The sequence below is a fragment of the Duncaniella sp. genome, assembly GCF_029056165.1.
Lineage (GTDB): Bacteria > Bacteroidota > Bacteroidia > Bacteroidales > Muribaculaceae > Duncaniella.
Genome location: NZ_JAIDBW010000030.1, coordinates 17016 through 38043, shown reverse-complemented (window position 1 = coordinate 38043; position 21028 = coordinate 17016). Strand labels below are relative to the sequence as shown.

Here is a 21028-nt window from a genome sequence, read left to right as displayed (position 1 = left end):
ATATGTGTGGAGATTGCTGCTTACTCTATGACTATCCGCGAAATCATTCTGCGGGGCGCAGCTCCATAGGAAGTTCGGATTGAGTCTTGGGTGTCACGGAGTCGGCCTTAACCGTGTCGGCGCGTTCGGCAGCCGCACCGACGAGCGAGCCGTCCTGCATGGAGTCATAATCCCTAAGACGCGAGCGGAATGCCTTGGCAATAGAATCGAAATCAAGTGTGGGATTGGCTGCATGAGCCTTACGGAATGCCTCGCGCGTATCCTTGGGATTGACACTCAAAGCTATGTCATAGACATCCACAAACTTGCGGAGAGTTTCAAGATCGCGCCGTCCCTCGTGCCGCTTGGTAGCATCATTGTGGAGGGTCACGAAAGCCGTAAGCACCTGAACAGTCTGCGCGGGAGTGAAATCATCGACGAAGAGCGACATACTGTCGGCCATCACGGATGCATGCTTCAGATCGCCGGAAGTGAGAGCCTGTTCGAGCTGCGATTTCTGCACCTCGACCTCCTTGGTCTGGGTCTCAGGCACTGTCTCGGTTTTCTTTTCGCCCCCACCGCAGCTTACAGTCATCAGTCCGACAACGGCAACGAGCATTATGATAAGGAAATCTCTTTTCATAATTTCTGTCAATTTTTTAGTCCTCGCAAAGTTACGCATTTAATCCTAAAGAAAAAAGTATGTTTCCCGTCTGATTTCATGATCAGAAGGTGATATATCAGTCAACTGCTGCCGCGAGAACGCATCAAGGCCACGACCCTCGCGGGCCACGACTCCGATGCATGTCCCCCTTTCGATCGTTGACAAAGGGGCATGAAATGTTATTGTTTAGTGTATATGATCAGTGTATATGTATGTTCAGGGGGTGTTTTGTATCAAATCCAAGGGGTGGAAATGTTGCATTTTTTAATCACAGGTCATTCTATCCGAGGGTAATCAGGAATGGTCGGGAAAGGTGACTGATTCACCGCCATTACCTGAATCACCTTCAGTGACTTCATAGGGAGGAACATCATCCGTATTGGTCTTATTTTCGGAGGGAGTGATGTAGGGCATTTCAGGTTCATCATTATCAGAGCATGATGTCATGGAAATGAGTGTAACTGCTATAAAGAGGGCAGACATCAGGATGGAAGACAGCTTTTTCATTGTTCAGGGTTTTTAAAGGGGTTATTTACTTTATTCTTTTTTGGTGGAACGTGACCGTCGTTTTTTCTCCCGGTTTTCGTTCTGTTTTCTGACGCAAAGTTAGGATGAACGTATAAGGCATAAAGAATTTTTTGCCCTGATAATTTTAATCTTTACCCATGTTAATATCCTATATATCAATTGATTAGATATAGGTTAAAATTTCATTTTTTAACCTTGGTATAAGTGGCTTGTTTTCAATGTCTTAGGATTTAGGAGGCGAATATATTGATAGTCAATGTGTTACGCAATTTCATGCCGAGATTTTAATTTTTTTGAGGTAGAAATGTATTTTTATCTCGTTTTTTCGATAGATTTAGAGTTGCGGTTCCTTTGGCCGACGTCTTCGACGCCGACGTTGGCTGGAATGACATTTAACCCCATGCCTCCCTCGCATCGGCGGACAAAAATTTCCCTTCGGTCATTTTTTGTCTCGCCTCCGCTCGGTCGTGATGGGGCTACGAATGCATCACCGCTTCGCGGTTTAGCGGATGAATAGGCAAATTCATCATCCCCCGCCGGTTAATTAGATACATTACCATTTCGCGGTTTAGCGGATGAATGGGCAAATTCATCGTCCCCCCGCCGGTTAATTGGATGCATTACCATTTCGCGGTTTGATGGATGGAGTGGATGATGCGATGCCGATCCGTGATTTTATATTTGGAAAATATATTTGTAGGGACGCGGCGTGCCGCGTATGCCGGATGAAATACGGATGAAATGCCAGATTAAATACGGATAAAATACGGAGAAAGGCAATTGGGATATGGATTTGGATGCTGGGTGAATATTTATTTATCGCTGGTTTTCAATGGCGTATGTATTCAATTTGGCATACGCGGCACGCCGCGTCCCTACAATACTACACATTCCACACAATACTATACATTCAATGCAATAATACATATTCCATACAACGCTACCTATTCATAGGATGTCCGATAAAAAATTGGATCAGAAATTACGCCAAATTGCGAAATATTATGGATAAAAAAACAGGAACCGTCCGAGGGACGATTCCTGCTGATATGTTGGTTGGACGGGATTAGATCCCGACACTTGCCAATCGGCGATTTTTACTTGCCTGCAAGCTTCTGCTTGAGTTCAGCGAGAGCTGAGAGGTCACCGAGAGTGGTCTTTTCGAGAGGAGCATTGAGGGCGGGAGCCTCTTCCTGACGACGGTTGCCACCACGACGGTTGCCAGCTGCCTTCTTGGGAGCTTCAGCGCGTTCGCCCTTCTGCTCATCTTCGAAGATGCGGCTGTGTGAGAGGATGATGCGCTTGCTGTCCTTATTGAACTCGATCACCTTGAAGTTGAGCTTCTCATCGACCTGAGCCTTAGAGCCGTCTTCCTTAACGAGGTGCTTGGGAGTTGCGAAGCCTTCAACACCGTATGGGAGAGCGATGACTGCGCCCTTCTCAACCATCTCGATGATAGTTCCTTCGTGAACAGAACCAACGGTGAATACGGTTTCAAATACGTCCCAAGGATTCTCTTCGAGCTGCTTGTGGCCGAGAGAGAGACGACGGTTGTCCTTGTCGATTTCGAGAACCTGAACGTCGATGTCAGCACCGATCTGAGTGAACTCGCTGGGGTGCTTAACCTTCTTGGTCCAAGAGAGGTCGCTGATGTGTATGAGACCGTCAACGCCTTCCTCGATTTCAACGAATACGCCGAAGTTGGTGAAGTTGCGCACTTTAGCAGTGTGCTTGCTGCCGACGGGATACTTGGTCTCGATGTTCTCCCAAGGATCGTTCTTGAGCTGCTTGAGACCGAGTGACATCTTGCGGTCCTCGCGGTCGAGGGTAAGGATAACGGCTTCGATCTCGTCGCCAACCTTGAGGAAGTCCTGAGCAGAGCGGAGGTGCTGGCTCCAAGACATTTCGCTCACGTGGATGAGACCTTCAACGCCGGGGGCGATCTCAACGAATGCGCCGTAGTCAGCCATAACGACTACGCGACCCTTAACCTTGTCGCCAACCTTGAGGTCTGCGTCGAGGGCATCCCAAGGATGGGGCTGGAGCTGCTTGAGACCGAGGGCGATACGCTTCTTCTCATCGTCAAAGTCGAGGATAACGACATTGAGCTTCTGATCGAGCTGAACCACTTCTTCGGGGTGGCTTACGCGGCCCCAAGAGAGGTCTGTGATGTGGATGAGGCCGTCAACACCGCCAAGGTCGATGAACACACCGTAGCTGGTGATGTTCTTGACAGAACCTTCGAGCACCTGACCCTTTTCGAGCTTGGCGATGATCTCGCGCTTCTGCTGTTCGAGCTCGGCCTCGATGAGTGCCTTGTGGCTGACAACCACGTTCTTGAATTCTTGATTGATCTTCACGACCTTGAACTCCATTGTCTTGCCAACGAAGATGTCGTAGTCGCGGATGGGCTTGACGTCGATCTGAGATCCGGGGAGGAAGGCCTCGATGCCGAACACATCGACAATCATGCCGCCTTTGGTGCGGCACTTGATGTAGCCCTTGATGACTTCGTCTTTCTCAAGAGCCTCGTTGATGCGATCCCAAGAGCGGGCTGCACGGGCTTTGCGGTGAGAAAGGATGAGCTGACCCTTCTTGTCTTCCTGATTTTCGATGAAGACTTCAACAGTGTCACCCACCTTGATGTCGGGGTTGTAGCGGAATTCGCTCATGGGGATGATGCCGTCGCTCTTGTAGCCGATGTTAACCACAGCCTCACGCTTGTTGAGGGCGATGATGGTACCTTCGATTACGTCCTTGTCACGCACGGTGTTGAGCGATTCATCATAGGTTTTGGTGAGTTCCTCACGGGTCTTTTCACCCTTGGTCTCACCCTTTTCGTAGGCTTCCCAATCGAAGTCAGCGATCGGGGAGTTTTTTACTTCTTCAGTCATTAAAAAATGGGGTTAATAAATAAGGTTAATTCTACGTCTGCAGGCACAAGCCCGCAAAACGCTGCAAAGGTAGGAATAAAATTCCAATCCACAAGCGTTTATCACATTGATTTTTCAGCAAGTTTTCAACATTCGGCCACAGATTCCGAGGACACCTAAGCGTAAAAACCGCACTCGATACTCCGTAAAGCATACCGGAGCTACATAGCGTCCTCATCACGACGGGAATTGTAGATGGCAAAATAGGCTACTAAAGCAAGCACACTCGATGAGAAAAACGCCAGACACCACAGGACTTTCATGCCACCCGAAAGCCTGTCGTTGTTCAGACAGAGAGACATTCCGTAGATCATCGGGCCTAATGCGATCACAAGAGCCGCAATCCATAGCAGCACGAGTCCTATAGCCTCAATAAACAATAGCTCACACATAATAATTCAACTTTATGTAAAAAAATAAGTAAGTAACTCTTAAAAAGTTAAATGCAAAGTTCATCATTAATAATCACAACAGCACGCTTTCACGTTGAAATTATTTTAATCCACACAACAGATAATACACTATTATTCAATCAATTAGACAAGGACCGTCTAACAAAATTTCATTCTAGACTAATTCACTGATATGCAACGACTTACGAATTCACAACGCTATTTTACTGATATTCAACAGCTTCCAAGCTCACAAAGAAACCAATCCTTATCCTTAGCATCAGATCCGGAGATCTGATTGATGATCTGTTTCTTCAATTTGTAAGTGGAGTTGCCCTGTATTCCAAGGAAGAGACCGACGGCACGCGCGTTGAGTCCGGCCAATGTAAGGGTTACCAATGTAACATCACGGTCCTTCATCCCCGGAATCTGCACTCTCAACTTTCCGATAATGCCATCCTTACATTCGTCAACCATACGCTCTATTTCTGCGATGTTTTTCGGACGACGTATCTTTTCAAGCTCATATTCTATATTCTTGTAGAATACGAAGTAGTTTTCCTCCGATTCCTGAAGTCCGCTATATTCATTAATAATAGTATTCAGGTGCGAGAAGCGTCCACGAAGCAGATCGCTCACCATTGCTGAAAGCCGTTGTCTTTCGGATCGGTCATAGGTCATTGCAGCACTCAGCATACTTATCTCTGTTTCCTTTTCCGACAGGACACCGATCAATCTTGCCATATCACTGCTTTGTTCTTCCATCCTCTTGTCAAGAACTGTATTGTCGGCTTTCGCTTCATCCAATTCACGTGTAAGGAGCATCACTTCCGTTATTTTCCTATTGATTTCAGCATTCTTTTTCTGAATCCTGTAACGATAAAACAAAATGCCTAAAATCAGGCTTAACGTTATCCCGATCAATGATAGAACCCACTGCTTCCGCGTCTTCTCTTCCTTAAAGAGAGCCATATTTGTCTCATCTTCATAGATGTTTTGCAGGCGTAAAGATAGTGTTCTTCGTATCAAGTCATCATAATGGTTATCAAACAGACTATCCGCCACATTCTTCCATACCTTTCTATCATCCGTCATGCCTGATTTGTCAGCCAGTTTCGCCACGGCAAGTCCATAATGAAGCGAGTCACGCCAATCAACAAGATGCCCACGGGCAAGCGCAAGTAGGGCGGAAGCTCCATCATACTTTCCAAGTTCAGCTTTCACGTTGGCAACATCAGCACACGCAGCTGCATGACCTCCCCTACCCGACATGTGTATCAGCAGCGAGTCACCATAAATCTCTGCCTTGTCAAAATCACCCATGACCGCATGCAGCCCCAATCCCCCAAATGCCTTATCAATCTTAGAAGTCGCTGCGGGAATACTGTCGGTAGCAACCGTGACAGATGAGGATACAGTGTCACATCCTGCATCAAAAACAAATTTCGACAAGGTGGCCAAACGATCCAACTTACCAGCTCCTCCGACAAAATCGACCAGACAATCGATGTGGGGGACAGCATCCCTGATTCCGGGAGCGCGCCCCAACACTTCCGCCAACTCTCTCTCGGCCATAAGGCGCAGCCCCTCATTATCCAAGTCAAGAGCTGTCTTATAGGCACGCAGTGCGGGAACAATAGCATAGGAATAGTCTCCGCTACCCCTAAGCTGTTCACTCCATAAGACAAAAGCCTTTACGGCCAAAGGAGACGGCTCATTTTCACTGAAATATCTCGCACAGGCACTAAGATAGAAATCTTTCGGCACTTTAACAGACAAAGTCATGGACATACGAGCCAGCAAATACCAATAAGTTATCAGCTGACGTTGGGTGGCAGATGAGAGCATCGAATCATCTATACTATCATGGAGCAGATGGTAGGCGGTAGAGTCCGGTGCTGTCTCCAAATTTTCCTCAGCCAGTTCAAGATAATAGTCAAAATTTCTACTCTCCTGCCGGCATGACGAGACAAGGCATAACAAAAGTACACCGAACAATATTTTGGACAAACAGATATGCTTTTCCATACGCATACTACTACTCCAACGCGGTCTGATACGAACCGTCAATCCAATCCCTTACCGAAGGGGAAGAGGGCGAGTTTCATCAGCTTGAAATGCTGGAGGCCGAAGGGGATTCCGATGACTGTCAGACAGAAGATTATGCCCCATAGCAGATGAGTCAGCGCGATGGGCACTCCGCCGACAAACCACCAGATCACATTCATCACTCCGGCGAGGCAACCTGACGGCCACCCGTCATCGACAATGTCAGTCCCGAAGGGCCAGAGGGCGACGAGGGCGAGTTTCAGAGTCTGCAATCCGAAAGGTATTCCGATAATGGTTATCATCAACGCAAGACTCGACACGGCATATTCAACGGCTATCATGAGTCCGCCAAATACCACCCATATTATATTGAGAAGTATTTTCATGTGCAAAATGCTGATTAATTAGCTTTATAGTCCTTTGAGATGGTAAATTTACGACAATACCGAAAAAATTGCAAGGAAATGCGTAATTTTGCAGTTGATTGTCCATGACACTCACGAGGGAACTATTTATTATGCTTAGGATTTTTGTGCGAAATACATTGATCGTAGTCCTGCTGCTCACTTCCGTCATAGCCGGAAGCGCAGAGGCCGCAGCGGAGACTAACCCCTGCGATTCACTGCCTCGCAGCTCCACGAGGTGGATAGGCCAGCTCATAAACAACGGATTCCAGATCCATGACTCGACCATCTGCTATCCGGCTTTTCCGCGCTTCGCACTCAATGTCTATAACTGGGGCGACAAGACTTTCAATTCCTACGATACCGCTTACGTGGTCGGCACAGGCAAAAACTGGAAACTTCAGGGAAAGGCTTACAACTGGATCGAGACCCAGACAATGATTTTTCCGAAAAATTCACTGATCTCGATGCATTCCAACCTTTTTTCGGACGCGGGCGGTTATCTAAGCTTCATGGCCGTGAGCGTGGGCTATATGTGGAACATGGACCGGCTTTTCGATCACGACACACAGCGACGCACATTCAATTTTGACTTCTCGTGCTCACGATTCTTTATCAACTACAGCAAGGTATCGTCTGAAGGAGGCATGATCCTGACACGTCTCGGCGACTATAACGACGGGAAGAAAATTCATTATGATTTCGACGATGCGAAATTGATATCCACTAATCTGGACGCGTATTATTTCTTCAATCATTACAAGTATTCCCACTCGGCCGCCTATTCATTTTCAAAATATCAGCTAAGGACGGCAGGAACTGCACTCGCGGGATTCAATTACAGCGAACAGGATATAAGCATAAACTTTTCGGAACTGCCTCCCGACATGCTGGCAGAGCTTCCTCTCGGCATATCAAAATACCGGTTCCATTACCGCGACATAGCCCTGCTCGGAGGCTACGCGCGCAACTGGGCACTGAGTCCACGGAAATGGCTGCTCAACGCCACACTGTTGGGCGTGGTCGGTTACAAGCGCACTTATGAGGACGACACCGAAGGCGCGCGCAATATGCTCGCAAACGGTTACCGCTTCTCGATGAGCTGCGTATATAACCACGGCGCACTGTTCGCGTCAGCCCAGCTACGGTCATACGGATCGCTGTTCTACAACTCAACTTTCACGCACTTCAACACCATATCGTCACTGACGCTGATCGTCGGAATGAGATTCTGAAGCGCAAGACAGGATCAGCCAACGTCGCCGGTTGTCGGGATGGCCTGAGTCCGCAGTCCACGGGTGGCGAAATAGCGGATAAGGAGCGCGGTCACAAAGTAGAGACCGGTGAGAGCCCATAGACCCCAGTAATACTGGCCGAGGTCGGAGATTGTCGCGCCGTTGCTGTTGATACGGATAAGCGATTCTATGCCGAGTGTGGATGGGACGAGTTCGGAGATCATGTACCAGAACTTGTTGAACGCATAGCGCGGCCATGTGAGTCCTGAAAGGAAGAGGAACACAACGGAGGTGAACACCACCACAAGTAGGCTCGACTCACGTTCGCGGACAAAGACCTGAATGGTCTGGCCGAGGAAGGTAGTGGCGAGGAGCATGACAAACACCATCGGCATGAAGTTCCAGAATGTCCCGACATGGGGCAGGGCGAACATGTATGGGATAATTTCAAGGATGTAGTAGCTCAGCGGAAGGTAGATCATCATATAGCAGAGCGATTTTCCGAGCACAGTCGCAAGCGGACCGGCATTGTAGTCGAGGGGGTCGATGCCACCGTTGCGACGGCGGCGGTCACGGGCAGTGCCGGCAAGCATGGTTATGCCGAGGAGCATACTCTGCTGTAGGATCAGCACGACAACACCGGGCATGACGAAAGACGCAAATCCCTGAGTGACGTCGCCGAGGAAATTGGCCTGAGAATTGACCGGAAGGCCCTCGATGCTGCTCGTGATGAGACCGCCCTGCGCAAGACGCTGTGATGTAATGCGCATAGCCTCGTTCATCTGCACGTCGGTCAGCGAGAAAAGATACTGACGGTAACGGATCATCAGTGAAAGGTCGCAATAGAACTGGGCCACGGCCTGCTCTCCGCGTCCAAGACGCGTGGCATAGTCCGACGGGATCTCGACGACACCGTAACACTTCTTCTCGTGCCAAGCAGTCTTAGCCTCATTGATGTCAGAGGCATAGCCTATGATGTTGAAGGACTGCGTGGCACCGAGCTCACGAACAAGTTCGCGGCTCTCGGCAGTGCGGGAGTTGTCAACCACCACGGTGTCAATCTTCTTGACCACCTCAGGGTTATAGATGAGTGTATAGACCACCGGATAGGCGATGGGAAGCGCGAAGAAGAAGAGGATCACGCCCATGTCCGTAAACACAAGGCGTGTTTCCCGGCGCCAGACTCTGAAAAGACTTTTTAACCAGTTCATAGCGTTGAGTAAAGCTTATTCCACATAGACGGGATGCAGAAGCTGATTGCGCAGACGACGCATACCGATGACGGGAAGAAGAAGGAAGGCCAGAAGGGCCATGTAATAAAATCTTGAATAGTAGAGAGGAATTCCGTTGAGTGCCTGATCAATATAGATGAGGAAATAATAACGGATGGGGACAAGGTAAGAGAAGATTGCCACTCCGCCATACATCTTATCGACCGGGAATGAGAAACCGGCTATCGAGAAGCAAAGGATACCCGTGAGCGAAACAATGCTCAAGGCCATTCGGAGATTGGGGAGCATTTCGGTGATGAAAGCCGCGAAAGCCTGACAGGCCATGACAAGGAGGAGCATGGCAAGGAGCATGTTGACCGGCGTGCAGTTGAGCGGGAAGTGCATGAATCCGAACATCATTGCCTGCATGGCCACCCCGACGAGCGTGAAGATGACCGTCTGCGGCAGGAGTTTGCCAGCAAGCGCGACCGCCATATTGCCCTTGGCCATCGCAAGCCACTCGACAGACGTCCCGGTCTTTTTCTCCTGACAGATGCTGAACACAGTCACAAGCAGGACTATAAGGGCAAGCAGACAGGGAATGAAGGACTGCGAAAGATAGACCGAGTAATTGAGCCAAGGATTATTGAGCGGATGGGAGGTGATCACTAACGGCTGGATCAGTGATCCGGCTTCCTCCTCCCCTATTCCGAGACTTACGAGAGTGGTCTTGACCACGCCGCCGCTCGTGCCGACCGCTATGGTCTTGAATCCCTTGTAAGAGAGCGAGCCGGGGACGAAGATGGTCATATTGGAATAGAACGACAGGGTCGGAGTCTCACCGCTCAGAGCCTTTTTCTGAAAATCGGAAGGAATCAGGAAGAAACCGTAGATCTCACCGCTCCTGACCTGCTGCATGGCCTCATGGAAACTCCGTGGCGAGTGAGAAAGATCGATCAGCTCGCTTGCGCTGAGCGAACGTCCCACCTTGCGTGAGAGCGACGTCTGGTCAAGATCGACCATACCCACAGGGATCTGCAACGGCAGACCCTCACTCATCAGATTGAGAAAGAACAGGGTAAAGCCGAGGGGCACGATAAACATCATGAAGATGTAGATCTTGCGTGATGTGAGCCGGCGGAGTTCGCGTTTGATTATTCTTAGAAGCATGGAGCTATCACGTAAATGTGGAGTTAACTATTTGGAAGATCGGAGAGAGGTGGCGGATCTCACGTCCACACGGTCAGAACTTATTTGAAATAGACCACTGTCATGCCGGGACGGAGTTCAGGAATGGCCTCGACAGTATGAGCCTTGACTTCGAAGGTCTTGCTGTCCCACTGGCCGGTGGCCTTGGTGGCCTGCCATGTGGCGTAAGTGCCGAGGTCACGGATATAGTAGATCTTGGCCTTGGTCTTTTTCTCGCCGAGAGCCGGGATCATGATTTCAATCTCACTGCCCATAGGCATATCGTTGAGGAGTTCCTCGCGGACATTGAAAGTCACCCACTTGTCGCTAAGCTTCAGCAGGCTCATGATCGGCGCACCGAGCGACACGAGTTCGCTTTCTTCGGGATAGACGGCATCGATCTGACCGTCGCACGGAGCAATGAGATACTGATCTTCAAGAAGGCTCTGGACTTCGGCCACACCGCCCTTGGCGACATCCACCATGGCGGCCGCGCTTTCCTTATCTTCTCTCTGCGCGCCTGCCTGTGCAAGACTCAGCTGGCTCTTGGCAGCCTGATGTGCGGCCACGGCTGCGTCATAGGCGGCTTTCGCTTCATCGCGTTTCTGCTCGGAGATCACACCCTCCTTGAAGAGATTCTCCATGCGGGTGTAGGTTTTCTTGGTGATACTTACCGCTGCTTCAGCCTGAGTGGCCATATCGCGTGCGGCCTGAATGATCTGCGAGCGTGTACCTGCATCGATCTTCTGGTTCTGTGTACGTGCCACCGTCTCCATGCCTTCGGCCTGCATGAGCTTGGCATCGGCGAGTGAAGAATGAATGTGGACGAGCGTATCGCCGGCCTTTACCTGATCGCCCTCATGGACATAGAGCTTGACGACGCGTCCGGGGAGCTTGCCGGAAATGCGGATTGAGGTAGCGTCGGCCTGACCTTCGACGATATCCTGCGGCTTGTTGAGGAAACAGAAGCCGAGAATGGCAAGAACGATACAGATGACCACCATCACGCCCATGGCCACCATGAGAAGTTTGTTTTCGCGCTGTTCGGGAGTTGCAGCGGGGTTATTCTTTGTATCTGACATGATTCAGAGAAATTTTATAAGGTTGGGATTTCCGTTTTTTCAATAATTTAAAAGCATGGGGTTCACTTGACCACCGGTGCACTCACGTCGAGACGACCGAGCACCTTGTTGAGATAGACATCGCAGAGATATACGTCTATACGGGCATCGACATTTTCCGAATGAGCCTTGAGCCATGCCGTCTGTGCCTCCATGACGTTATCGACCGTCATCACACCGTCGCGGAAGCCAAGTGTCGCACAGCGTAGATTTTCGTCGGCCTTTGCGAGATTGGTCTCGGTCATGTTGAAAGTCTTGACAGCCTCCTGAGCCTTGAACGAAGCCTGATTGACCTGAAGATCGACGAGATCCTTGGCATTGTCGAGTTCGAGACGGGCAGCTACGGTCTGAGCTTTCGCTGCACGGAGTTTGTTGTAATTTCCACCCCAGTGCCAGATGGGGACGGTGAGCATAGCACCGACGGAGAACATACCGCTGAATTTCTTCTGGAAGCCGTCAAACATGTTAGGATTCGAGAAGGAGTATGAGCCGACGAGGGCGAGATTAGGCATCATCGACGCACGGGCCACATTTTCCTTTTCCTTATATATCTTAACGCCGAGTTCGAGGGCACGGAGATCGTCACGCGAGGAATAGACTTCCTCCATATTGTAGCTTCCGGCTATCGGGGCACTTGCACCGGCAATGGTAGCTGCATCCTCATCAGCAAGGGTGAACACCGTATGGACGGGCATTCCGCACACCTGTGCGAGAGCCATGCGAGAAAGCACCAGTCCGTTATCGACTTTAGTGAGGTCGATCTGAGCGGAGTTGAGCTTCACATCAACCGTCAGCTGGTCGCGCTTGATGGCGACTCCCTCCTTGACCATCAGCGAGACGTTGTGGCTGAGGGTATCGAGCAGATTCACGTAGCTGACCGCAAGTTTCTGTTTGGCCTTCAGCGACACTACCTGCCAGTATGCGGCATCCACGGCATAAACCACATCCTGCGCGGCATTGTCGTGCATCGCACGCGCCAGATTCTCGGCATAGCCGGTGATTTTATTCATGGCGACGATCTTGCCACCCATGAAGATGGGTTGTGTAAGAGTCACGGCGCCGAAAAATACGTTGTGAAGGTCGTAGCTCAATGCCTCCTTTGGCAGAAATGCAACCTCCTCAGGAATGGGTTTTCCATCAACCATCACCGGCTCACCGGTGACAGGATTTTTTACAAAATTGAATTCGTAGCCTTTCTTTTCGAGATCGAACGTCTTGATCGGTAGAAGCTGGTCAGAACCAAGGACTGATACACCTTTCTGATTATACATGTATCCACCGGCAAAGTCAAGCGCAGGAAGATATGCAGCGAACGCCTGATCTTTCTCATAGCCGGCCACCTTGATCTGCTGGGCTGACCGCCTCAGATTCTTATTGTTTTTTAGAGCCATTTCCCGGCACTGTTCGAGAGAGAGCACACTCCCCTCCGCGACATCGGATGTCTGCGCAATCGCTGTGCCGAAAGCCCAGAGTCCAAGTAAAGCGAGGAAAAATCTTCGTGTTGCCATGATTTTTAATAGTTGGAAACTTAGTTGAATACGTGGTGACACCCATACTGGATTTATACTCAGTAGGCGGGTATGCAAATATAACCTCTTTTAACCAATAAAAGTTTAAATTTTTCAAATGAAAATTAAGCGCATAAATTCCAATTATTGGTCAGTTTCACGCATGGCAATTCCCCCGGAGCATCATGGCCCCTCCGCGGTCTTATCTTGGAGGCCGTGTCAAAATATACAAACTTCCAATTGTAGAGCTAATCCTGACACAGCATCGCTCTAAAAAACTACTATAATATTCAATAAATCCCTCCTGTCTCCGCCCTTGTCCAAAAAGCGATCAGTCAAGCAGACATGGGACTACCATCATCACCACCGTAAGCACACTCTGAGCGATAATCCACGGGAGAGAAGCCCTGTCCGATTTAGGCTTATAATGGTGAATGCTGATGAGCACATAAACACTACATTTATTTACTTTCTTCCGAAATCGGCCGGTATCTCACCCCAGTTGGGAGTATCCCACGTGAGGATCGGGTTGGTGATCTCATGGGTCTGAAGCCAGAGGGTAGCACGGCGGATCATCTCGAAAAGCTGAGCATTTTTCGCAGTAGGTTTCAGTGATGTCTTTGGCTGACGGTTGCGCACCCACGAACGTGCTGTCTTCGAGTCTGTATATATAGGTGTATAGGGTTGACCCTGCTTGTGGAGGAGGGCAAGTCCATGGACAAGGGCGAGATACTCACCGATATTATTTGTCCCACCCTCGATCGGGCCTATATGGAATATTCGTTCACCGGTCCGTACCCATACGCCCTGATACTCGACCGGTCCGGGATTTTTCGAACATGCGGCATCAACGGCAAGCGCATCGAGTTTGATCTCCGGGATAGCCTCATAGTTCACCTTGACAGCCGGACCTTTGGCTATGGCCTGCAGGAGTTCGAGCTGTTCGGCGGGATCACCCCTGTAAGCAGCCACAGCTGCCTCCTGCGAGTCGAAACTCTTGAACTTGGCGTTGGGATAGCCCTTGATCTGCAACTGACACTCCTCCCATGAATCGAAGACTCCGGTGGCATGACCGTTCCATACGACGTAGAATTTCCTTCTCGGTGACATTATTACAAATAAGGCTTTAGGGTTTTCAGGAAAGTGTGAGATAGATGCTGATATCGACGCTGCGCATACCGATGGCACGGGCTATGCGCGGATTGACTATGCGGCCGAAGAATGTGAACGTGGCTTTCTGCATACCGGGAAGGAGTTTAAGTGCGTTGCTAACCCCTTCACAGCTGACAATCGAATTCATGAGCGTGAGGAACGTGTTGCTCAAGGCCATTGCGGCAGTGCGCGCCACCGCACATCCGGCATGGGTGAAGCAGACGCGCTCACGTATAGAGGCAGAATTGCTGACGGCAAACGCACCTGCAAGATCAACCGCAAGCATTCCGGGGAAAGCCGCCCCCGTGTCCGATGCGAGGTCAAACGAAAGTACTCCGCGCTTCATCAGTGCCGTCTGTTCACGGCTCACGGCAAATGGCTCATCGGTTGGAGTCACAACGACAACGTCGGCACTGCGGAGAGCGTTTTCAAGAGTGTGGGGATGGAGCGTGGAGGTGATGACCCACGGTCCGAGTTCCTGCTGTGCGCGACGGAGGGAATAGACGTCGTTGTCATACATCCTCACCGTTGATCCGAGTCCGACAGCCGAACGGGCCGCAGCACAGGCCGCAATTCCCGAACCGATGATGAGGGTCTCGCAGGGAATGATTCCGGCCACACCTCCGAGCAGTATTCCCTTGCCCCGCGTAGAGTCGGCAAGCAGCGACGAGGCCATCGCTATGGATGCGCGGCCATCTATCTCGGCGAGAATGTCGGCAAAGGGAGTGCATCCGCGTGAATCCTCAATAAGATCCACCGCTATGGAGATTATGTGGCGGTTAAGTAGTTCGCGTACAGCCTCACGGTTCTGATCCGAAGGTTTGAGCAAGGTCAGGAGCATGGCTCCGCGGCGCATACGCGACACATCGCGTGAGGTCATCGGCGCGAGATGGATCACGATGTCGCTCCGCAGCGTCTCGTCGCGGCTGACAATCTCCACACCTACGCGCATATAACTGTTGTCGGTATAGTTGATGCATTGGGCTGCATTCTCCTGCATTTTCACCCTGAAACCGCGCTCAATGAGCTGTCCCGCAGCCTCCGGGGTGAGAGGGAAACGGCGTTCAAACGGATAGTCACATGCAGGGAGACCGATGACGAAACCTCTGTGGGCCGTACAGGTCTCCTGCGGTTGCTCCTGCGGTGTAGGTATCTCCTGAACCATGATTTTCAGCTGATTTTATAGAGTGTTTAGCCTTACTTTTTGCGAGGGAGGTTGAAGCGGTCTATGAAAGCCTCACATTTGGTCTCGACCTGATTCTCATCCTCAAGCAGTGTAGAGTCAAAGACCTCAGCCGACTTCCCGTAATGAACCATGCGTCTGGCAAGCTGTTCGGTTATGAATCCGTCAAGTTCCTCATCAGTCAGCGAGGCTATGAGCGGACGCTTGTGGCGGCCACGTTTCAGGCGTTCAAACAGCCGTTCGTGTGATGTCTGGAGCAGCACGGTGATTCCGCGTGAGTTCATCAGCGCCATATTGTCGCCGAAGCAAGGCGTACCGCCTCCGCATGCCACCAGCACATTGTCCATATCACTGATCTCAAGGAGCATACGACGTTCGAGATCACGGAAAGCAGCCTCACCGTCCTCGGCGAAAATCTCACGGATTTTCTTTCCGGCCCGTTCTTCGATGTAGTCATCGAGATCAATGAAACTGATATCGCACCGCTGTGCGAGGGCTTTGCCGAGGGTGGATTTCCCACTGCCCATGTAGCCTATAAGGAATATTGCCTTCATCGGATTCATTCAACGTTTGATCGTTCTTTTTTTAACTCATCTGCAAATTTAGCCATTTTTTCGGCTCTTTTTTCATTATCGCATCAAAACTCCTGATATTCATACTTTACAGATATAAATTTCCCTACCTCCTGCGTGGGATGAGGTCGCGGAAGGTGATGTGTTCCATGCGCATGGCCATGAAAATGTAGGCAAGGAGAAGGGGGGTGCGGATGATCATGTTGAGCCACGGACGATTGCCGAACGCTATCAGTTCGGCAATAAACCACAGCAGGACGGCACTGAGAAAATAGAATGTCAGACGCGGAAGATTATAGTTGATCGGATATTTGATCTGTCCCATGACATAGCTTACCACCATCATTGTTCCATAGCAGGCAAACGAAGCCCAAGCACAACCCATGTAGCCGTAGCGAGGCACGAGCACTACGTTGAGCACCACCGTTATGGCGAGGCCGAGAAGAGAGAACCACATGCCCCAAGCCGTTTTGTCGGTGAGCTTATACCAGAGAGATAGATTGAAGAATATCCCGAAGAAAAATTCGGCAATCATAACTATAGGCACTACTTTCAGACCGCTGAAATAACTCGCGGCGATGAAGTGGCGCAGTATGTCGAGATAAAACATCACGGCAAGGAAAATAATCATACCGAAAATGACAAAATATTTCATGGCATCGCTGTAGCTCTGCAGCTGATCCGCACCGCGCTCTTTGGCTCTCGCAAAGATAAACGGCTCGTAGGCGAAGCGGAATGCCTGAATGAACATCACCATCACAATGGCTATCTTCAGGTTCGCACCATAGATACCCAGCTGCGACATTGCCTCGGACTTGTCGGTATATAGCAGCGGAAAGAGGATGGAGTAAAGTGTCTGATTCATCACACCGGCTATTCCGAGCACGAGCAGTGGAGCTGAATAAATAATCATCTCCCGCCACAGACGCGGGTTGAACTTATAGGGGAAACCACGGAGTTCGGGCAGAAGCAGCACGACGTTGATGACCGATGTGACCATATTGGCAAGGAAGATATAGCCTATGCCGAAATCCGGATCATAGAACCACGCGATCCACCCCGGTGCCTGTTTCCACAGCCACGGACAGATCAGGATGAAGAAAAGGTTGAGCCCGATGTTAAGCCCTATATTTATAAGTCTCAGGGCCGCGAAACGCATAGGCCGCTTACGGAAACGCAGGTAGGAAAACGGCAGAGCCGTGAAAGCATCGCAGGCGACGGCAATGGCCATCATCACCACGTATGATTCATGCAAGGCCGAGTGCATCGCTCCGGATATCGGCTTGATGAAGATAAGCACGAGTGCAAGAAATGCTGTCGAACTTACCGCCAACGAAATCAACGATGTCGAATAGACCTCCATCGGATCTTTGTAACGCTCATGATTTGCGAAACGGAAGAAGCCTGTCTCCATTCCGTAGGTCAGGACTATGAGAGCAAGAGCCACGATGGCATATATGTAGCTCACCACGCCGTATTCCGACGATGGAAACATCTGCGTGTAGAGCGGCACCAGACACCAGTTGAGGAAACGCCCGATGATGCTGCTCAAGCCATAGATGGCCGTATCCTTGGCAAGCGATTTTATTCCAGCCATTGATTAAAAAATATACTTGTTTGAAATGGGTTAATCAATCACAATACGGCGGCCGACATTTCCTTACCTATAGCGATAATGCCGTCACGGATCTTCTTCAAAATTGATTCTGAAGCCTTTACAACTCCGAATTTCAAGCGTGCGAGCAGAGTCCAGTGAATACCGATATAGTCGGCAAACGCTTTCATGTCAAGATACGGAAACCTTGAAAGCAGACGGTTGACCTCATTATCATAATCAACCGTTTCTTCCTCAAAGAAATTCGAAATATGGATATCCTCGTCAAGTCCATCCCAACGTATGCTCCTGTTTTCATCCCACAGATAAAACGCATTCCTCTCAGCATCCGTAGCATAGAACAACGCCGGAAACACCTCCAAGGGAAGGGCACGCTCCTGATCATCAGAAGTCAAGATCCATATCCGTCCATCGGCAAACCATAATTTTTGTATGGATTGTTTCATCTTAATACCTTTTTAACCAAACACTTTATGCCATTCGGCGATTATATCATCCTGATAGAACTCCACAGTTTCCATGGCCTTCTTTATAGTCTGGGATTTCAGTCCATTGTTCTCTATAAGCTCAATCTCAGGTGAAACCTTGATCTTTGCTGATTTTCCCTGATACTCGATATGAACATGAATCGGTTCATGATCATTAGGATAGAAGAAAAATCGTATTCCGAATATATAAAGTACTGTCGGCATTATACTGACCTGATTTTGTGGTTTATTATCTTAAATGGCTATGATACAGGCTGTAGGGACGCGGCGTGCCGCGTATGCCGTATGACCTGCGAAACGTTTGGTTGGACCAACTTCCACTACTGCGCTATCAGAACAAAGCTCCCATGACCGTCGGGGGATTGATCTTCAGATGTGTATAGGCAAGTGATGTCACCTCGCGTCCGCGTGGAGTGCGCCGCAGGAATCCCTCCATGATAAGGAAAGGCTCATAAACCTCCTCGATTGTGTCCTGCTCCTCACCGATAGCAGTGGCTATGGTTGAAAGTCCGACAGGGCCACCCTCAAACTTATTGATCATGGTCAATAGCAACTTATGGTCCATCTCATCGAGTCCGTAGCGGTCTATGTTGAGGGCTTCGAGTGCAAAACGTGCAATCTCCGGTTCGATGTCACCGTTGCCCTTGACCTGCGCGAAATCACGCACACGGCGCAGAAGTGAATTAGCTATTCGGGGAGTACCTCGGCTGCGCAATGCAATCTCGTGGGCCGCCTCAGCCGTGCATTTGACACCAAGAAGAGCCGCCGAACGGAGTATGATACGTTCGAGCACCTCATGGTCATAATATTCAAGATGACAGTTTATGCCGAAACGCGCACGCATCGGAGCTGTCAGCATACCCGAACGAGTGGTCGCACCGACAAGTGTGAAAGGCGACAGCGAGAGCTGCACCGAACGCGCTCCCGGCCCCTTGTCTATCATAATATCAATGCGGTAGTCCTCCATTGCCGAATAGAGATATTCCTCCACCACCCTGCTCAGACGGTGGATCTCGTCGATGAATAGCACATCGTTCTCCTCCAGCGAGGTGAGTATGCCAGCAAGATCGCCGGGCTTGTCAAGTACAGGTCCGGATGTCACCTTGAAATTCACGCCGAGTTCATTGGCTATAATACCGGCAAGCGTGGTCTTGCCGAGTCCGGGAGGGCCGAAGAGGAGCAGATGGTCAAGGGCCTCGCCACGCATCCGTGCAGCCTGCACGAACACTTTGAGGTTCTCGACCACTTTTTCCTGACCGTTGAACGAGTCAAAGTACGAGGGGCGCAACGCCTTCTCGAAATCTTTGTCAGCACTCAAGCGGTCATGTATGTCAAATTCTGAATCCATTTGCTTAGTTTTGCTACAAAGTTACACAAAAAGCGTGATTTTCCACACCTACCGGCAGGAAAGCATCTCCATACCGCCGCTTATTTTGGAGATAATTCCAATTTTGGCTAACTTTGCCTAACAAGAATTTACTTTGGCTTAAAGCTCCGTGAAAAAAATCCAATCATTTTGCCACACACCCAAAGCCATCCATACACAGCAGAAGTAATGAATAGAAAAGATTTTGAAATAATGGCTCCTGTCGGGAGCTACGAATCACTCCACGCCGCCATCGAGGCCGGAGCTGACGCAATATATTTCGGAGTCGAGGGTCTCAACATGCGTTCCCGTTCCTCCGTCAATTTCACTCTTGACGATCTCCGCAACATCGCATCGATCTGCGACGAAGCCGGAGTGAAAACCTATCTCACCGTCAACACCATCATCTATGACGGCGAGCTTGACAAAATGCGCTCGGTGATCGACGCCGTAAAGGAAAGCGGCATATCCGCCATCATTGCAAGCGACATCGCCGCCATCTCATACGCCCGCAGTATCGGTGTCGAGGTCCACATATCCACACAGCTAAATGTGACGAACATCGAGGCCGTGAGATTTTTCGCACAATTTGCCGACGTGATGGTGCTCGCCCGTGAACTGAATCTCGATCAGGTCAAGGCGATCGCTGATGCCATCGAACGTGAGGATATCCGCGGACCGAAAGGCGAGCGCATACGCATCGAAATGTTCTGCCACGGTGCGCTCTGCATGGCCGTGTCCGGCAAATGCTACCTCAGCCTCCACGAGATGAATTCAAGTGCCAACCGTGGTGCTTGCACACAGATATGCCGCCGAGGCTACACGGTAACTGACCGTGAGACAGGCGATGAGCTTGCTGTTGAAAACAAGTATATCATGTCGCCCAAGGATCTCAAGACCATCCATTTCCTCAACAAAATGATCGATGCCGGGGTGAGAGTGTTCAAGATCGAAGGTCGTGCCCGCGGACCGGAATATGTGAAAATCGCTGTACAATCATATTCCGAGGCTATCGACGCTATCTGCTCAGGCACATTCACTGACGAGAAGATCCAACGCTGGGACAATGAGCTGTCGAAGATTTTCAACCGTGGATTCTGGGACGGTTACTATCTCGGACAACGCCTTGGCGAGTGGTCGGCAAAATACGGCTCGTCGGCCACCCGCGTGAAACGCTATGCCGCCAAAGGTGTGCGCTATTTCCCGAAACTCGGCGTAGGCGAATTCGTGATGGAAGCCGGCGAACTGCATGTCGGCGACGAAGTTGTCATCACCGGAACTGATACCGGGGCAATCATCCTCACGGTCGAGGAGCTGCGCCTCGAATACGACCCTGTCCCGATGGTCAAGAAGGGTGACAACTTCTCCATAAAAGTTCCCCGCAAGATACGTCCATCCGACCGCCTCTACATCTGGGAGAAGACTGGAATTGACAATTGA

19 protein-coding genes are annotated in these 21028 nt (G+C 50.1%); 2 read left to right on the top strand and 17 right to left on the bottom strand.

Annotated elements, in window-relative coordinates; translation table 11 throughout:
• Window positions 1-43 precede the first annotated feature (43 nt).
• The 6 genes from K2G41_RS06420 to K2G41_RS06395 all read right to left on the bottom strand — a co-directional run bounded on the left by K2G41_RS06420 (window position 44) and on the right by K2G41_RS06395 (window position 6931).
• Window positions 44-622 carry a hypothetical protein gene (locus tag K2G41_RS06420; protein WP_300116566.1) on the bottom strand — a complete coding sequence of 193 codons (579 nt, stop codon included), beginning with the start codon at window positions 620-622 and terminating at the stop codon, window positions 44-46.
• A gap of 315 nt (window positions 623-937) precedes the next feature.
• On the bottom strand, window positions 938-1150 hold the full coding sequence (locus K2G41_RS06415) for a Phr family secreted Rap phosphatase inhibitor (protein ID WP_300116564.1): 213 nt from the start codon (window positions 1148-1150) through the stop codon (window positions 938-940).
• A gap of 1118 nt (window positions 1151-2268) precedes the next feature.
• A complete protein-coding gene (rpsA, locus tag K2G41_RS06410; RefSeq protein ID WP_300116563.1) occupies window positions 2269-4065 on the bottom strand; it encodes a 30S ribosomal protein S1 in 1797 nt (598 codons plus the stop codon).
• Between the two features lie 200 nt (window positions 4066-4265).
• Window positions 4266-4496: a hypothetical protein gene (locus K2G41_RS06405; protein WP_300116561.1), complete on the bottom strand. Its 231-nt coding sequence runs from the start codon at window positions 4494-4496 to the stop codon at window positions 4266-4268.
• 234 nt (window positions 4497-4730) lie between these two features.
• Window positions 4731-6404 (bottom strand): hypothetical protein, encoded by a 1674-nt coding sequence (locus K2G41_RS06400; protein ID WP_300116559.1) that lies wholly within the window; start codon window positions 6402-6404, stop codon window positions 4731-4733.
• A 158-nt stretch (window positions 6405-6562) separates the two neighbouring features.
• Window positions 6563-6931 carry a YccF domain-containing protein gene (locus K2G41_RS06395; protein ID WP_300116557.1) on the bottom strand — a complete coding sequence of 123 codons (369 nt, stop codon included), beginning with the start codon at window positions 6929-6931 and terminating at the stop codon, window positions 6563-6565.
• A 146-nt stretch (window positions 6932-7077) separates the two neighbouring features.
• On the opposite strand from K2G41_RS06395, the gene K2G41_RS06390 reads away from it, so the two are divergent.
• On the top strand, window positions 7078-8184 hold the full coding sequence (locus K2G41_RS06390) for a DUF4421 family protein (protein WP_300116555.1): 1107 nt from the start codon (window positions 7078-7080) through the stop codon (window positions 8182-8184).
• 14 nt (window positions 8185-8198) lie between these two features.
• Here K2G41_RS06390 and K2G41_RS06385 read toward each other — a convergent pair whose 3' ends face one another.
• From K2G41_RS06385 to ruvB, 11 genes are all read right to left on the bottom strand, one after another.
• The gene (locus K2G41_RS06385; RefSeq protein WP_300116553.1) at window positions 8199-9395 is read right to left on the bottom strand and encodes an ABC transporter permease; all 1197 of its coding nucleotides are present in this window, start codon (window positions 9393-9395) and stop codon (window positions 8199-8201) included.
• 15 nt (window positions 9396-9410) lie between these two features.
• The gene (locus K2G41_RS06380; protein ID WP_300116551.1) at window positions 9411-10565 is read right to left on the bottom strand and encodes an ABC transporter permease; all 1155 of its coding nucleotides are present in this window, start codon (window positions 10563-10565) and stop codon (window positions 9411-9413) included.
• An 80-nt stretch (window positions 10566-10645) separates the two neighbouring features.
• Entirely contained in the window at window positions 10646-11665 is a 1020-nt protein-coding gene (locus K2G41_RS06375; RefSeq protein WP_300116549.1) for an efflux RND transporter periplasmic adaptor subunit, read from the bottom strand.
• Between the two features lie 62 nt (window positions 11666-11727).
• Window positions 11728-13212 (bottom strand): TolC family protein, encoded by a 1485-nt coding sequence (locus K2G41_RS06370; protein WP_300116547.1) that lies wholly within the window; start codon window positions 13210-13212, stop codon window positions 11728-11730.
• 465 nt (window positions 13213-13677) lie between these two features.
• On the bottom strand, window positions 13678-14322 hold the full coding sequence (locus K2G41_RS06365) for a ribonuclease H family protein (RefSeq protein WP_300116545.1): 645 nt from the start codon (window positions 14320-14322) through the stop codon (window positions 13678-13680).
• A 25-nt stretch (window positions 14323-14347) separates the two neighbouring features.
• Window positions 14348-15529 (bottom strand): hypothetical protein, encoded by a 1182-nt coding sequence (locus tag K2G41_RS06360; protein ID WP_300116543.1) that lies wholly within the window; start codon window positions 15527-15529, stop codon window positions 14348-14350.
• 32 nt (window positions 15530-15561) lie between these two features.
• On the bottom strand, window positions 15562-16101 hold the full coding sequence (locus K2G41_RS06355) for a shikimate kinase (protein ID WP_300116541.1): 540 nt from the start codon (window positions 16099-16101) through the stop codon (window positions 15562-15564).
• Window positions 16102-16225: 124 nt separating this feature from the next.
• Window positions 16226-17716: an oligosaccharide flippase family protein gene (locus tag K2G41_RS06350; protein WP_300116539.1), complete on the bottom strand. Its 1491-nt coding sequence runs from the start codon at window positions 17714-17716 to the stop codon at window positions 16226-16228.
• 38 nt (window positions 17717-17754) lie between these two features.
• Window positions 17755-18180, bottom strand: coding sequence for a DUF2442 domain-containing protein (locus tag K2G41_RS06345; RefSeq protein WP_300116538.1), 426 nt, complete (start codon window positions 18178-18180; stop codon window positions 17755-17757).
• Between the two features lie 12 nt (window positions 18181-18192).
• Complete coding sequence (locus K2G41_RS06340) at window positions 18193-18426, bottom strand: DUF4160 domain-containing protein (protein ID WP_300116536.1); 234 nt, start codon at window positions 18424-18426, stop codon at window positions 18193-18195.
• A 127-nt stretch (window positions 18427-18553) separates the two neighbouring features.
• Window positions 18554-19570, bottom strand: a complete 1017-nt coding sequence (gene ruvB, locus K2G41_RS06335; RefSeq protein WP_300116534.1) for a Holliday junction branch migration DNA helicase RuvB — start codon at window positions 19568-19570, stop codon at window positions 18554-18556.
• A 207-nt stretch (window positions 19571-19777) separates the two neighbouring features.
• Here ruvB and K2G41_RS06330 point away from each other — a divergent pair, with 207 nt between their 5' ends.
• The gene (locus tag K2G41_RS06330) at window positions 19778-21028 is read left to right on the top strand and encodes a peptidase U32 family protein (RefSeq protein ID WP_300116532.1); all 1251 of its coding nucleotides are present in this window, start codon (window positions 19778-19780) and stop codon (window positions 21026-21028) included.